General features: G+C 47.0%; 8 protein-coding genes. All 8 read left to right on the forward strand.

The genetic code is table 11. From position 1 onward, the window contains the following. Positions 1 to 97 precede the first annotated feature (97 nt). The 8 genes from ACO6VG_RS05340 to ACO6VG_RS05375 all read left to right on the forward strand — a co-directional run bounded on the left by ACO6VG_RS05340 (position 98) and on the right by ACO6VG_RS05375 (position 14459). Entirely contained in the window at positions 98 to 1753 is a 1656-nt protein-coding gene (locus ACO6VG_RS05340; RefSeq protein WP_422473031.1) for an F-box/WD repeat-containing protein, read from the forward strand. Positions 1754 to 1886: 133 nt separating this feature from the next. Then, entirely contained in the window at positions 1887 to 3563 is a 1677-nt protein-coding gene (locus tag ACO6VG_RS05345) for an F-box/WD repeat-containing protein (RefSeq protein ID WP_422473033.1), read from the forward strand. Positions 3564 to 3696: 133 nt separating this feature from the next. Continuing rightward, positions 3697 to 5373: an F-box/WD repeat-containing protein gene (locus ACO6VG_RS05350; RefSeq protein ID WP_422473035.1), complete on the forward strand. Its 1677-nt coding sequence runs from the start codon at positions 3697 to 3699 to the stop codon at positions 5371 to 5373. Between the two features lie 131 nt (positions 5374 to 5504). Then, a complete protein-coding gene (locus ACO6VG_RS05355; protein ID WP_422473037.1) occupies positions 5505 to 7262 on the forward strand; it encodes an F-box/WD repeat-containing protein in 1758 nt (585 codons plus the stop codon). A 122-nt stretch (positions 7263 to 7384) separates the two neighbouring features. Then, positions 7385 to 9064, forward strand: a complete 1680-nt coding sequence (locus ACO6VG_RS05360; protein WP_422473039.1) for an F-box/WD repeat-containing protein — start codon at positions 7385 to 7387, stop codon at positions 9062 to 9064. Between the two features lie 119 nt (positions 9065 to 9183). Next, complete coding sequence (locus ACO6VG_RS05365; RefSeq protein WP_422473041.1) at positions 9184 to 10845, forward strand: F-box/WD repeat-containing protein; 1662 nt, start codon at positions 9184 to 9186, stop codon at positions 10843 to 10845. A 136-nt stretch (positions 10846 to 10981) separates the two neighbouring features. Further along, positions 10982 to 12652, forward strand: coding sequence for an F-box/WD repeat-containing protein (locus ACO6VG_RS05370; RefSeq protein WP_422473043.1), 1671 nt, complete (start codon positions 10982 to 10984; stop codon positions 12650 to 12652). A 136-nt stretch (positions 12653 to 12788) separates the two neighbouring features. Further along, entirely contained in the window at positions 12789 to 14459 is a 1671-nt protein-coding gene (locus ACO6VG_RS05375) for an F-box/WD repeat-containing protein (RefSeq protein WP_422473045.1), read from the forward strand. Positions 14460 to 14475 lie beyond the last annotated feature (16 nt).

The following is a 14475-nucleotide window of genomic DNA, read 5'->3' on the forward strand; positions in this document are numbered from 1 at the left end:
TTCCATTATAAAACCGGGTCAAACAGATCAAATTAATTTCGAATGTCCTTTCCAGGCAGGGATAAGTAGTGACTCTGGAGCTTAAGAGAACTCAGGCATGGACCCAATAAACAGCAATGCCAGCACTGACAATTCACTCTCGCCAAAACCTGAGCAACCTCAGCTAGAGGAAGCAGCCTCAGGTTTCAGTGCAGGTAAAGAAGTGGCTGTCTACGAGAAAAGTCAAAGTTCATTCCTGAATTTACCCGAATTAACACAGCGTATAATTATCCGCTATCTGGGCTTTCGCGAGATTACCCGTTTAAAAAAGGTATGCAAATATCTTCGCGATCTTGTTGAAAACGATAAAGCTCAGGAAAGAGCCTGGTATCGCCAGATTCCTTCACCCTACCAATTTCAACTAAAGGCCATCCTCAGGGCAAAAGACGAGCAGCAACTCCGTAATTGGTTGGAACCGTTTGCGGACAGGGGCACTGTCGAGTCACTCATAAAACAACAAAAAAGTATTTACTTTCCTGCTCAGTTACTTTTCATCAACAGTAAACTGATGTCTCAATGTAAAAAATTCAAGTTAGTGGATAAAGCCGAAATCCCCCATAGAGACAGAGTCAAAACGGCCACCTTCAGCCCCGATGACCGCCATCTGATAACTGCCAGTTTCGATAAAACAGTGAAAATCTATGTTCAGGAGGACGATGGATCATGGCAACCAAAAGTCGCCATTTCCCATGATCACAGTGTCCTCTTCGCCAACGTCAGCCGCGATGGCCGCCATCTGGTGACCGCCAATGTCGATAGAACAGCAAGAATCTATGGTCTGGAGGACGATGGATCATCGAAAATAAAAGCCACCATTACCCATGCTCGCCGAGTCAATTCAGCCGCCTTCAGCGCCGACGGCCGTCATCTGGTAACCAACAGTAACGATAGAACAGCGAAAATCTATGGTCTGGAGGAGGATGGATCATGGGAAATAAAAACCACCGTTACCCATACTTGCTGGGTCCTTCCAGCCAACTTCACTGCTGATGGCCGCCATCTGGTGACCGTTAGTATGGATCATAAAGCGAAAATCCTTAGTCAGGGGGAAGATGGATCATGGGAAGTAGAGGACACTATTCGTGAAAGTTCTATCATTTTGGCCAAGCTCAGCCCCGATGGCCTTCATCTGGTAATCTTCGTTAAACATTTTGTTCTAAAAATCTATGGTCAGGGGGCTAACGGATCATGGGTAGAAAAAAACACCCTTCAATACGAGGGCTTTGCCTCAGTCAAATTCAGTGCCGATAGCCGCCACCTGGCAACCGCCGGCCGGGACGGAAAAGTGAAAATCTGTAACCTGCAGGACGATGGATCATGGCAAGAAATAGCCACAATGGTTCATGACGATCTCGTTTGTTTAGCCACCTTCAGCGCCGATGGCCGTCATCTGGTCACCGCCAGCGATGATAACACGGCGAAAATCTGTAACCTGCAGGCTGATGGATCATGGAAAGAAATGACCACAATTGTTCATGACGATTCTGTCCACTCAGCCAACTTCAGCCCCGATAGCCTCCATGTGGTGACCGCCAGTGCTGATAACACGGCGAAAATCAGTGGCCTGCAAGCGGGTGGATCATGGCGGGTAAAAGCCATCATTCAACATGATAATCCAGTCACCTCAGCCATATTCAGCGCCGATAGCCGACATGTGGTGACCGTCAGTGGCGATTACAAGGTGAGAATCACTGAACTGTGGAAGAACGATTGATGACCGAATCATTCCACTGACCACACTCTTTTGAACTTCCATTACAAAACCGGGTCTAACAGATCAAATCAATTTCGAATGTCCTTTCCAGGCAGGGATAAGTACTGACTTTGAAGCTTAGGAGAAATCAGGCATGGACCCAATAGACAGCAATGCCAGCGTTGACAATTCACTCTTGCCAACACTTGGGCAACCTCAGCCGGAGGAAGCAGCAACAGGTTTCAGTGCCGGTAAGGAAGTGACTGTCTACGAGAAAAGTCAAAGTTCATTCCTGAATATGCCCGAATTAACACAGCGTATAATTATTCGCTATCTGGGCTTTCGCGAGATTACCCGTTTAAAACAGGTGTGCAAACAGCTTCGCGATCTTGTTGAAAACGATAAAACTCAGGAAAGAGCCTGGTATCGCCAGATTCCTTCACCCTGGCAATTTCAACTAAAGGCGATCCTCAGGGCAAAGGATGAACGACAACTCCGTAATTGGTTGCAAACGTTTGCGGACAGGGGCACTATCGAGTCACTCATAAAACAACAAAAGAGTCTTTATTTTCCTGCTCAGTTAGTTTTCATCAACAGTAAACTGATGTCTCAATGTGAGAGATTCAAGTTAGTGGAAAAAGCCGAAATCTCCCATAGATCCCAGGTCATGATGTCCACCTTCAGCCCCGATGGCCGCCATCTGGTGACTGCCAGTTTCGATAAAACAGTGAAAATCTACGTTCAAAAAGACGATGGATCATGGCAACCCAAAGTCGCCATTTCCCATGATCACAGCTTCCTCTTGGCCAGGGTCAGCCCCGATGGCCGCCATCTGGTGACCGTCAATGTCGATAAAACTTTAACAATCTATGGTCTGGAGGACGATGGAACATCGAATGTAAAAGCCACCTTTACCAATACTCGCCAGATCAATACAGCCACCTTCAGTGCCGATGGCCGTCATCTGGTCACCGCCAGTAAGGACAAAACAGCGAAAATCTACGGTCTGGAGGAGGATGGACCATGGGCAATAAAAGCCACCTTTCCCCATACTCACTATGTCCTTTCAGCCACCTTCAGTGCTGATGGCCGTCATCTGGTGGCCATCGGCTGGGATAATAAGATAAAAATCCTTAGTCAGGTTAACGATGGATCATGGGAACTAGAGGACACTATTCATGCAGGTCGTCCAAGTCATGCAATATCTATCATTACGGCCAAGCTCAGCCCCGATGGCCGTCATCTGATGATCTTATATGAACAATTTGTTCTAAAAATCTATGGTCAGGGGGCTGCTGGATCATGGGTAGAAAAACTCAGCCTCAAACACGGATGTAGCATCACTTGTTGCATTTTCAGTGCCGATAGCTGTCACCTGGCAACCGCCAGTTTTGATCGCACAGTGAAAATCTGTAACCTGCAGGACGATGGATCATGGCAAGAAATAACCACATTGGTTCATGACGATTCTGTCCGCTCAGCCAGATTCAGCGCCGATAGCCACCGTCTGATCACCGCCAGCAATGATAATACGGCGAAAATCTGTAACCTGCAGGCCGATGGATCATGGAAAGAAACAGCCACAATTGTTCATGACGACTCTGTCCGCTCAGCCACATTCAGCAACGATGGTCTCCATGTTGTGACCACCAGCTGTGATAAAACGGCAAAAATCAGTGGCCTGCAACGGGGTGGATCATGGCGGGTAAAAGCCATCATTCAACATAATAATCCAGTCACCTCAGCCATCTTCAGCGCGGATAACCGACATGTGGTGACCGTCAGTGACGATCACAAGGTGAGAATCACTGAAATATGGAAGAAAGATTGATGACCGAATCATTCCGCTGACCTTGCTATTTTGAACTACCATCATGAAACTGGGTCAAACAGATCAAATCAATTTCGAATGTCCTTTCCAGACAGGGATAAGTGCTGACTTTGGAGCTTAGGAGAAATCAGGCATGGACCCAATAGACAGCAATGCCAGCATTGACAATTCACTCTTGCCAACACTTGGGCAACCTCAGACGGAGCAAGCACCAACAGGTTTCAGTGCAGGTAAGGAAGTGACTGTCTGCGAGGAAAGTCAAAGTTCATTCCTGAATTTACCGGAAATAACACAGCGTATAATTATTCGCTATCTGGGCTTTCGCGAGATTACCCGTTTAAAACAGGTGTGCAAACATTTTCGCGATCTGGTTGAAAATGATAAAGCTCAGGAAAGAGCCTGGTATCGCCAGATTCCTTCGCCGTTCCAATTTCAACTAAAGGCCATCCTCAGGGCAAAAGACGAGCAACAACTCCGTAATTGGTTGGAACCGTTTGCGGACAGGGGCTCTGTCGAGTCACTCATAAAACAACAAAAGAGTCTTTATTTTCCTGCTCAGTTACTTTTCATCAACAGTAAACTGATGTCTCAATGTGAGAGATTCAAGTTAGTGGATAAAGCCGAAATCTCCCATAGATTCCAACTCATGATGCCCACCTTCAGCCCCGATGGCCGCCATCTGGTGACTGCCAGTTATGATAAAACAGTGAAAATCTATGTTCAGAAGGACGATGGATCATGGCAACCCAAAGTCGCCATTTCCCATGATCGTAGTGTCCTCTTTGCCAACGTCAGCCGCGATGGTCGCCATCTGGTGACCGTCAGTGTCGATAAAACTTTAACAATCTATGGTCTGGAAGACGATGGAACATCGAATGTAAAAGCCACCTTTACCAATACTCGCAAGATCAAAACAGCCACCTTCAGTGCCGATGGCCGTCATCTGGTCACCGCCAGCAACGATAAAACAGCGAAAATCTATGGTCTGGAGGAGGATGGATCATGGGCAATAAAAGCCACCATTCCCCATACTGACTGGGTCCATTCAGCCACCTTCAGTGCTGATGGCCGACATCTGGTGGCCATCGGCTGGGATAATAGGATAAAAATCCTTAGTCAGGTTAACGATGGATCATGGGAACTAGAGGACACTATTCATGTAGGTCGTCCAAGTCATGCAACATATATCATTACGGCCAAGCTCAGCCCCGATGGCCGTCATCTGATGATCTTATATGTAAATTTTGTTCTAAAAATCTATGGTCAGGGGGCTGCTGGATCATGGGTAGAAAAACTCAGCCTTAAACACAGAAGTCGCCTCACTTGCTACGAATTCAGTCCCGATAGCTGTCACCTGGTAACCGCCAGTTCTGATGGCACAGTGAAAATCTGTAACCTGCAGGACGATGGATCATGGCAAGAAATAACCACAATGGTTCATGCCGACTCTGTCCGCTCAGCCACATTCAGCGCCGATAGCCACCATCTAATCACCGCCAGCGATGATAACACGGCGAAAATCTGTAACCTGCAGGCCAATGGATCATGGAAAGAAACAGCCACAATTGTTCATGACGACTCTGTCCGCTCGGCCACATTCAGCAACGATGGTCTCCATCTGATCACCACCAGCAATGATAACACTGCGAAAATCAGTGGCCTGCAAGCAGGTGGATCATGGCGGGTAAAAGCCATCATTCAACATAATAATGCAGTCGCCTCAGCCATCTTCAGCGCCGATAGCCGACATGTGGTGACCGTTAGTGACGATGACAAGGTGAGAATCACTGAACTATGGAAGAACGATTGATGATCGAATGAGCCTATAGCTCACTCTTTTGAACTTCCATTATAAAACCGGGTCAAACAGATCGAATCAATTTCGAATGTCCTTTCAAGGCAGGGATAACTACTGACTTTGGAGCTAAAGAGAAATCAGACATGGACCCAGTAAACAGCAACGCCAGCATTGACAATTCACTCTTGCCAACACCTGGGCAACCTCAGCAGGAGCAAGCACCAACAGGTTTCAGTGCAGGTAAGGAAGTGACTGTCTACGAGGAAAGTCAAAGTTCATTCCTGAATTTACCGGAAATAACACAGCGTATAATTATTCGCTATCTGGGCTTTCGCGAGATTACCCGTTTAAAACAGGTGTGCAAACAGCTTCGCGACCTTGTTGAAGATGATAAAGCTCAGGAAAGAGCCTGGTATCGCCAGATTCCTTCAGCATACCAAAATCCACTGAAGACTCTCATCAGGGCAAAGGATGAACAACAACTCCGTAATTGGTTGCAAACGTTTGCGGACAGAGGCACTGTCGAGTCACTCATAAAACAACAAAAGAGTCTTTATTTTCCTGCTCAGTTAGTTTTCATCAACAGTAAACTGATGTCTCAATGTGAGAGATTCAAGTTAGTGGAAAAAGCCGAAATCTCCCATAGATCCCAAGTCATGATGCCCACCTTCAGCCCCGATGGCCGCCATCTGGTGACTGCCAGTTTCGATAAAACAGTGAAAATCTACGTTCAAAAAGACGATGGATCATGGCAACCCAAAGTCGCCATTTCCCATGATCACAGCTTCCTCTTGGCCAGGGTCAGCCCCGATGGCCGCCATCTGGTGACCGTTAATGTCGATAAAACTTTAACAATCTATGGTCTGGAGGACGATGGAACATCGAATGTAAAAGCCACCTTTACCAATACTCGCCAGATCAATACAGCCACCTTCAGTGCCGATGGCCGTCATCTGGTCACCGCCAGTAAGGATAAAACAGCGAAAATCTATGGTCTGAAGGAGGATGGATCATGGGAAATAAAAGCCACCATTCCTCATACTCACTATGTCCTTTCAGCCACCTTCAGTGCTGATGGCCGTCATCTGGTGGCCATCGGCTGGGATAATAAGATAAAGATCCTAAGTCAGGTTAACGATGGATCATGGGAACTAGAGGACACTATTCATGCAGGTCGTCGAAGTCATGCAATATCTATCATTACGGCCAAGCTCAGCCCCGATGGCCGTCATCTGATGATCTTATATGTAAATTTTGTTCTAAAAATCTATGGTCAGGGGGCTGCTGGATCATGGGTAGAAAAACTCAGCCTCAAACACGGATGTAGCATCACTTGTTGCATTTTCAGTGCCGATAGCTGTCACCTGGCAACCGCCAGTTTTGATCGCACAGTGAAAATCTGTAACCTGCAGGACGATGGATCATGGCAAGAAATAACCACATTGGTTCATGACGATTCTGTCCGCTCAGCCAGATTCAGCGCCGATAGCCACCATCTGATCACCGCCAGCAATGATAACACGGCGAAAATCTGTAACCTGCAGGCCGATGGATCATGGAAAGAAACAGCCACAATTGTTCATGACGACTCTGTCCGCTCAGCCACATTCAGCAACGATGGTCTCCATGTTGTGACCACCAGCTGTGATAAAACGGCAAAAATCAGTGGCCTGCAACGGGGTGGATCATGGCGGGTAAAGGCCATCATTCAACACAATATTGAAGTCATCTCAGCCATCTTCAGCGCCGATAGCCGACATGTGGTGACCGTCACTAACGATCGCAAAATGAGAATCACTGAACTATGGAAGAACGCGCGTAGCCTTAGCTACGCAACCAGAGTTGGAACGCAGAAGGATGGAAAAAGCCGCCGTCCAGAATATGCGAAACCAACTGGTTAGGTACTTATAGCTCACTCTTTTGAACTTCTATTATAAAACCGGGTCAAACAGATCGAATCAATTTCGAATGTCCTTTCCAGGCAGGGATAAGTTGTGACTTTGGAGTTTAAGAGAAATCAGGCATGGACCCAGTAAACAGCAATGCCAGCATTGACAATTCACTCTCACCAACACCTGGGCAACCTCAGCCGGAGGAAGCACCAACAGGTTTCAGTGCAGGTAAGGAAGTGACTGTCTACGAGGAAAATCAAAGTTCATTCCTGAATTTACCGGAAATAACACAGCGTATAATTATTCGCTATCTGGGCTTTCGCGAGATTACCCGTTTAAAACAGGTGTGCAAACAGCTTCGCGATCTGGTTGAAAACGATAAAGCTCAGGAAAGAGCCTGGTATCGCCAGATTCCTTCGCCGTACCAATTTCAACTAAAGTCCATCCTCAGGGCAAAAGATGAGCAACAACTCCGTAATTGGTTGCAGCCGTTTGCGGACAGGGGCACTGTCGAGTCACTCATAAAACAACAAAAGAGTCTTTATTTTCCTGCTCAGTTACTTTTCATCAACAGTAAACTGATGTCTCAATGTAAAAAATTCAAGTTAGTGGATAAAGCCGAAATCCCCTATAGAGACAGAGTCAAGTCGGCCACCTTCAGCCCCGATGACCGCCATCTGGTGACCACCGGTCACGATCACTTCTACCAGATGAACCGTCGCGATAGAACAGTGAAAATCTATGTTCAGAAAGACGATGGATCATGGGAACCAAAAGTCGCCATTTCCCATGATCCTAGTGTCCTCTCTGCCAACGTCAGCCACGATGGCCACCATCTGGTGACCGTCAATGTCGATAGAACAGCAAGAATCTATGGTCTGGAAGACGATGAAACATCGAAAATAACAGCCACCATTACCCACACTTGCAAGATCAATACAGCCACCTTCAGCGACGATGGCCGTCTTCTGGTCACCGCCAGTAACGATAAAACAGCGAAAATCTATGGTCTGGAGGAGGATGGATCATGGGAAATAAAAACCACCATTACCCATACTATCCCGGTCCTTTCAGCCTCCTTCAGTGCTGATAGCCGTCATGCGGTGATCACCGGAAGTGATGAGGTGAAAATCCTTAGCCAGGGGGACGATGGATCATGGGAAGTAGAGGACACTATTCATCAAAGATTTATCAGATCGGCCAATCTCAGCCCCAATGGCCGCCATCTGGTGATCTTCGGTGAAGATACAGTTCAAAAAATCTATGTTCAGGGGGCTGCTGGGTCATGGGTAGAAAAAAACTCCCTTGTGTACAGTACCACCGCCTCTGCCAAATTCAGTGCCGACAGCTGCCACCTGGCGACCGCCGGCGGGGATGGCAAAGTAAAAATCTTTAGCCTGCAAGACGATGGATCATGGAAGAAAATAGTCACAATTGATCATGACCGATCTGTTATCTCAGCCACCTTCAGCGCCGATAGCCGCCATCTGGTCACCGCCAGTCATGATAACACGGCGAAAATCTGTAACCTGCAGGCCGATGGATCATGGCAAGAAATAGCCACAATTGTTCATGACGATATTCTCAACTCAGCCACATTCAGCACCGATGGCCTCCATGTTGTGACCGCCAGTGATGATGACACAGCGAAAATCAGTGGCCTGCAACCGGGTGGATCATGGCTGGAAAAAGCCATCATTCAACACGATTATGCAGTCACCTCAGCAAACTTCAGCGCCGATAGCCGACATGTGGTGACCGTTAGTGACGATGACAAGGTGAGAATCACTGAACTATGGAAGAACGATTGATGATCGAATGAGCCTATTGAACTTCCATTATAAAACCGGGTCAAACAGATCGAATCAATTTCGAATGTCCTTTCCAGGCAGGGATAAGTTGTGACTTTGGAGTTTAAGAGAAATCAGGCATGGACCCAGTAAACAGCAATGCCTGCATTGACAATTCACTCTCACCAACACCTGGGCAACCTCAGCCGGAGGAAGCACCAACAGGTTTCAGTGCAGGTAAGGAAGTGACTGTCTACGAGGAAAGTCAAAGTTCATTCCTGAATTTACCCGAATTAACACAGCGTATAATTATTCGCTATTTGGGCTTTCGCGAGATTACCCGTTTAAAAAAGGTATGCAAATATCTTCGCGATCTTGTTGAAAACAATAAAGCTCTGGAAAGAGCCTGGTATCGCCAGTTTCCTTCACCCTACCAATATCAGCCAAAGACCATTGTCAGGACAAAAGATGAGCAGCAACTCCGTAATTGGTTAAAGCCGTTTGCCGACAGGGCCACTGTCGAGTCACTTTTAAAACAACAAAAGAGTATTTATTTTCCTGCTCAGTTAATTTTCACTAACAGTAAACTGATGTCTCAGTGTGAAAAATTTAAGTTTGTGGATAAAACCGAAATTACCCACGCTGGAAAAGTCAAGACGGCCACCTTCAGCCCCGATGACCGCCATCTGGTGACTGCCAGTGCCGATAAAACAGCGAAAATTTATGCTCAGCAAGACGATGGATCATGGCAATCAAAAACCACCATTACCCATGAAGATTTGCTCATTTCAGCCAACTTCAGCGCCGATGGCCGCCACCTGATGACCGCCAGTGCCGATAAAACAGTCAAAGTATATGTTCAGGAGAACGATGGATCATGGGAATTAAAAACCACCATTACCCATAATAATTGGGTCATTTCAGCCACCTTCAGCGCCGATGGCCGCCATCTCTTAACCGCCAGTCACAATAAAACAGCAAAGATCTATGGTCTGGAGGACGATGGATCATGGAAAGTAAAAGCCACCATTTCCCATGATAAATTGATTCATTTGGCCAACTTCAGTGCCGATGGCCGCCATGTGGTGACCGTCAGTGGGGATAGAACGGTGAAGACCCATAGTCAGTGGGACGATAGCTCATGGAAACTGGAGGACACTGTTCATGAACGTTATGTCACTTCGGCCAGGCTCAGTCCCGATGGCCGACACCTGGTGATCCTCGGTGTAGATTACACTTTAAAAATTTATGCCCGGGGGGCCGCTGGATCATGGGTAAAAAAAGCCCCGCTTCAACACAAGAGCACAATCACCTGTGTCAACTTCAGCACCGATAGCTGCCATCTGGTGACCGCCAGTTTAGATAGCACGGCAAAAATCTGTGACCTGCAAGCCGATGGATCATGGCAAGAAATAACCAGTATTCATCATGATGGTGCGGTCTGGGCAGCCAACTTCAGCGCTGATGGCCGCCATCTGGTGACCGCCAGTGCTGATAACACGGCGAAAATCTATAGCCACAAGCTCAATGCATCATGGGAAGAAAAAGCCTGCATTCACCACAACGGGGCGGTCAACTCTGCCAACTTCAGCGCCGATTGCCTTCATGTAGTAACCACCAGCGATGATAACACGGCGAAAATCAGCGGCCTGCAGGTTGCTGGATCATGGCGGGAAAAAACCATCATTCCTCACAACGGGGAGGTTGTCTCAGCCAGCTTCAGCGCCGATGCCCGAACTGTGATGACCGTTTCCAGAGATAACAAAGCAAGAATCACTGAACTACAGAAGAATGATTGGTGATTGATTGTTTCACTGACCTTAATGTTATGAACTTCCATTACAAAATCGACTCTAACTACAACAGAATCTAATCAAGCTTGAATGCCTTCTTCAAGCGAGCATAAATTCTGGCTGTGGAGCTTTGGAGTAACCCGATATGAACCCTTTGAAAAACAATTCCAGCAATGACGGTCCATTCTCGTCAATACCTGAGCAACCTCCAATGGAAGGAACGTCGACGACTGTCAGTGCAGGCAGGGACGTTAGTGTCTATCACCAAAATGAATCTTTATTCTTCTGTTTGCCCGACGAACAAAAATCTATGATTGTTCGCTATTTGGGTTTTCGCGAGATTACCCGTTTAGCAAAGACATGCAAATATCTTCGCGATCTTGTTAAAGAAGGAAAAGCTCTGGAAAAAGCATGGTACCGCCGGTTTCCTTCAGCATACCAAAATCCACTGAAGACTCTCATCAGAACAAAAGACAAGCAACAACTCCGTGATTGGTTGAAGACATTTGCAGATAAGGACACCATCGAGTCACTTTTAAAACAAAAAGAAAGTACTTTTTTTCCTCATCAGCTTTTTTTCACCAGCAGTAAACTGATGTCTCAATGTAAAACATTCAACCCGGTGAAAAAAATCGAAATCATCCATACCGAGGCTATCCGAAAAGCCTCCTTCAGCCCTGATAGCTGTCATGTGGTAACTGCCGCCTTTCTTGATGCAGTGAAAATAACTGGCCAGAAGTCCGATGGATCATGGGAAGCAAAACTCGCCATTCCTAATGAAGGTGCTGTCTTCTCAGCCACCTTCAGCGCCGATGGTCATCAAATGGTGACCGCTGGTAATAGCAGCCGTACGAACAACATCTGTGTTCTGGAGGACGATGGATCGTGGAAAGTAAAAACCACCATTTCCCATGGACTTCCGCTCAGCTCAGCCAACTTCAGCCCTGATGACCGCTACTTATTGATCGCCAGTTTGGATATGACGGTGAAAATCTGCACCCGGGAGACCGATGGATCCTGGGAACCAAAATACACTATCTGGCATAATTCTCCGATCATATCGGCCTGCTTTAGTGCCGATGTCAGCCATTTGTTGGTCTCAGATGGAGATAACACTGTGACAATCTATGGTCAGGAGGACGATGGCTCATGGAAAGTAAAAGCCACCATTCCTCATAACGAATCATCTGCAGCCGTGAGGGCCACCTTCAGCCCCGATGGCAGTCTTGTGGTGACCGCTGGTGTCGATTGCGAGGCAAAAATCTATGGCCTGCAGGCCAATGGATCATGGGACAAAATGGCCATCATTCCCCATGATAATTGGGTCAAATCCGCCACCTTCAGCCCCGATGGCGGCCATGTGGTGACCATCAGTGGCAAGACGGTAAAAATCCACGGCCTGCAAACCGATGGTTCATGGAAAGAAATATACACCTTTGCCCATAACGCCCGGATCACATCGGCCAGCTTCAGCCCTGATAGCATCCATATGGTGACCACCAGTGAGGATAACACGGCAAAAATTCATAGCCTGCAGGCTGATGGATCATGGGAAGTAAAAGCCACTGTTTACCACGATAAGGAGGTCAAATTAGCCAGCTTCAGTCCCGATAGCTGCCTGGTAGTGACCGCGAGTGATGACAAAACAGCGAAAATTTATGGTCTGGAACCCACAGGATCATGGCGGGAAAAAGCCATCATTCCTCACAACGGGGAGGTTGTCTCAGCCAGCTTCAGCGCCGATGCCCGAACTGTGATGACCGTTTCCAGAGATAACAAAGCAAGAATCACTGAACTACAGAAGAATGATTGGTGATTGATTGTTTCACTGACATTAATGTTATGAACTTCCATTACAAAATCGACTCTAACTGCAACAGAATCTAATCAAGCTTGAATGCCTTCTTCAAGCGAGCATAAATACTGGCTGTGGAGCTTTGGAGTAACCCGACATGAACCCTTTGAAAAACAATTCCAGCAATGACGGTCCATTCTCGTCAATACCTGAGCGACCTCCAATGGAAGGAACGTCGACGGCTGTCAGTGCAGGCAGGGACGTTACTGTCTACAACCAAAATGAATCTTTATTCTTCTGTTTGCCCGACGAACAAAAATCTATGATTGTTCGCTATTTGGGTTTTCGCGAGATTACCCGTTTAGCAAAGACATGCAAATACCTTCGCGATCTTGTTAAAGATGAAAAAGCTCTGGAAAGAGCATGGTACCGCCGGTTTCCTTCAGAATACCAAAATCCACTGAAGACCCTCGTCAAAACAAAAGATGAGCAGCAACTCCGTGATTGGTTGATGCCGTTTGCGAATAAGGACACTATCGAGTCACTTTTAACACAAAAAGAAAGTACTTTTTTTCCTGCTCAACTCTTTTTCACCAGCAGTAAACTGATGTCTGAATGTAAAACATTCAACCCGGTGAAAAAAATCGAAATCCCCCATACCGGGGCTATCCGAAAAGCCTCCTTCAGCCCTGACAGCTGCCATGTGGTAACTGCCGACTTTGATGCAGTGAAAATAACTGGCCAGAAGACCGATGGATCATGGGAAGCAAAACTTGCCATTGCTAATGAAGGTTTTGTCTTCTCAACCAGCTTCAGCGGCGATGGTCATCAAATGGTGGCAGGTACCGACGACCAAGCGAAAATCTGTGTTCTGGAAGACGATGGATCGTGGAAAGTAAAAGCCACCATTCACCATGATTTTGTGGTCAGTTCAGCCAGCTTCAGCACTGATGACCGCTACTTATTGACCGCCAGTTTGGATAGAACGTTGAAAATCTGTGGCCAGAAAACCGATGGATCATGGGAAGCAAAATACACTATCTGGCATAATTCACCGGTCAAATGGGCCAGCTTCAGCCCCGATAGCAGTCATTTGTCGGCCTCAGGTGGAGACAAGACTGTGACAATCTATGGTCAGGAGGACGATGGCTCATGGAAAGTAAAAACCACCATTCCTCATAACGAATCACTTGCAGTCGTGAGGGCCACCTTCAGCCCCGATGGCAGTCTTGTGGTGACCGCTGGTGTCGATTGCGAGGCAAAAATCTATGGCCTGCAGGCCAATGGATCATGGGACAAAATGGCCATCATTCCCCATGATAATTGGGTCGAATCCACCACCTTCAGCCCCGATGGCGGCCATGTTGTGACCATCAGTGACAAGACGGTAAAAATCCACGGCCTGCAAACCGATGGTTCATGGAAAGAAGAATACACCTTTGCCCATAACGCCCAGATCACATCGGCCAGCTTCAGCCCTGATAGCATCCATATGGTGACCACCAGTGAGGATAACACGGCAAAAATTCATAGCCTGCAGGCTGATGGATCATGGGATGTAAAAGCCACTGTTTACCACGATAAGGAGGTCAAATTAGCCAGCTTCAGTCCCGATAGCTGCCTGGTAGTGACCGCGAGTGATGACAAAACAGCGAAAATTTATGGTCTGGAACCCACAGGATCATGGAGGGAAAAAGCCATCATTTCTCACAGGGCTGCGGTCTACTTAGTCAGCTTCAGCCCCGATGGCCGAAATGTGTTGACCATAAGTAATGATCACACGGCGACAATCACTGAACTAATGGAAGAACGATTGATGATCGAATGAGCGTATTTTTCCCGGG

Source organism: Endozoicomonas sp. ALB032 (genome assembly GCF_049310125.1).
Taxonomy (GTDB): Bacteria; Pseudomonadota; Gammaproteobacteria; order Pseudomonadales; family Endozoicomonadaceae; genus Endozoicomonas_A.

What these genes read in the sequence shown, in the direction of transcription:
- ACO6VG_RS05355 (WP_422473037.1), top strand. Translation starts at nt 5,505, where the DNA reads ATGGACCCAGTAAACAGCAACGCCAGCATTGACAATTCACTCTTGCCA.
- ACO6VG_RS05340 (WP_422473031.1), top strand. Translation starts at nt 98, where the DNA reads ATGGACCCAATAAACAGCAATGCCAGCACTGACAATTCACTCTCGCCA.
- ACO6VG_RS05365 (WP_422473041.1), top strand. Translation starts at nt 9,184, where the DNA reads ATGGACCCAGTAAACAGCAATGCCTGCATTGACAATTCACTCTCACCA.
- ACO6VG_RS05360 (WP_422473039.1), top strand. Translation starts at nt 7,385, where the DNA reads ATGGACCCAGTAAACAGCAATGCCAGCATTGACAATTCACTCTCACCA.
- ACO6VG_RS05345 (WP_422473033.1), top strand. Translation starts at nt 1,887, where the DNA reads ATGGACCCAATAGACAGCAATGCCAGCGTTGACAATTCACTCTTGCCA.
- ACO6VG_RS05375 (WP_422473045.1), top strand. Translation starts at nt 12,789, where the DNA reads ATGAACCCTTTGAAAAACAATTCCAGCAATGACGGTCCATTCTCGTCA.
- ACO6VG_RS05350 (WP_422473035.1), top strand. Translation starts at nt 3,697, where the DNA reads ATGGACCCAATAGACAGCAATGCCAGCATTGACAATTCACTCTTGCCA.
- ACO6VG_RS05370 (WP_422473043.1), top strand. Translation starts at nt 10,982, where the DNA reads ATGAACCCTTTGAAAAACAATTCCAGCAATGACGGTCCATTCTCGTCA.